A 1,401-nucleotide genomic window follows, 5' to 3' on the forward strand; every position below is an offset into this window, starting at 1 on the left:
TTAATTGGTAGTAAATATAAAATGCGTATTTTATCAAAAAAATATGGCATGGGTGAAATAGAGGAAAAGTACAATAAGGTACTAAAGCAACATATTCATGATATTGCTGCAGATAAAATACAGTTTGAAGAATTAGAAACTAGAAAATACATAGATTTGATAAGAATGAACTCACAGAATGCAATGTGTTATTTTACTCAAAATAATGATGTTGAGCTTTTATTAAATGCTCAGGAAAATTTCTCAAGGATTTTTGAAGATATCAAAAACGCAACAAAAAGTATTGAAGTAATGTATTATATATTTAAAGCAAAAGATAATGTTGGTAAAAAATTTCTTTATCTTTTAAGAGAAAAGGCAAGTCAGGGAGTAAAAGTAACACTAATATATGATGGTATAGGCTCTTTACATACCCGTATGAATGATTTTGAGGAGTTAAAAGAAGCTGGTGGACAGGTGTACAGGTTTTTGCCATCAATAGTAAAAAGTTTTTTGCTTATCAATTACAGATTGCATAGAAAAATAGTTATTGTGGATGGTAAAATTGCGCATACTGGTGGAATTAATGTGGGAGACGAATATTTTGGCTTAAAAAAAATAAATAAACCATGGAGGGATACAACAATACGGTTGACTGGTTACAGTGTACTTTCCCTTCAAACAAGATTTTGGTCTGATTTGGTTTTTTTACAAAATCAAAGCTTTAGAAAGAAAAACAGAGCTAAATTGAAGTTTGATGAAAAGTTATTAAAAAGCTTTTATAGTCCTATTGAGAATGGAAACATAGGAGTACAGATACTCTCAAGTGGTCCTAGTAGTCCAAATGATACTATAAAAGATGGGTATGTAAAAATGATTACCACCGCTAAAAAATATTTGTATATTCAGACACCATATTTTGTTCCAGATAAAACTATATTAGATGCTCTAAGAATTGCGGCCTCTGGTGGGGTCGATGTTAGAATAATGCTTCCAGGTATACCTGATAAAAAATCTATTTATGCCATTTCTTTATTAAATGTTGCTAAACTCTTAAAAATCGGTGTAAAGGTATATCTGCATTCAGGTTTTCTCCATGCCAAAACACTTGTTGTAGATGATCATGTTTCATCAGTAGGAACTGCAAATATTGATACTAGAAGCTTTAGTCTTAATTATGAGATCAATGCATTTATTTACGATAATAAGTTTGCAATTAAATGTCGTGATACATTTTTAAATGATATCAAGGATTGTACAATATTTGATGTTGAAACCTATTCTAAGCGTGGGTTATGGAAAAAAATCTATGAATCTATATGGCGGTTTATTGCTCCAATTGCTTGATGTTATAAATTTCCGAAAAACATTTTCTAGTCATTCCAAACTTTTTTCGTTCGGTTCTTATTTGGAATTGAATTT

1 protein-coding gene is annotated in these 1,401 nt (G+C 30.2%); it reads left to right on the forward strand.

Features of this window, described 5'->3' with window-relative positions; all coding sequences use genetic code 11:
* Positions 1–1,326, forward strand: a 1,326-nt coding sequence (gene cls, locus LGK95_RS22010; RefSeq protein WP_226127040.1) for a cardiolipin synthase, incomplete at its 5' end; no start/stop codon positions are given.
* Between the last annotated feature and the right edge of the window lie 75 nt (positions 1,327–1,401).

This window comes from Clostridium algoriphilum (assembly GCF_020443705.1).
Taxonomy (GTDB): domain Bacteria; phylum Bacillota; class Clostridia; order Clostridiales; family Clostridiaceae; genus Clostridium_AD; species Clostridium_AD algoriphilum.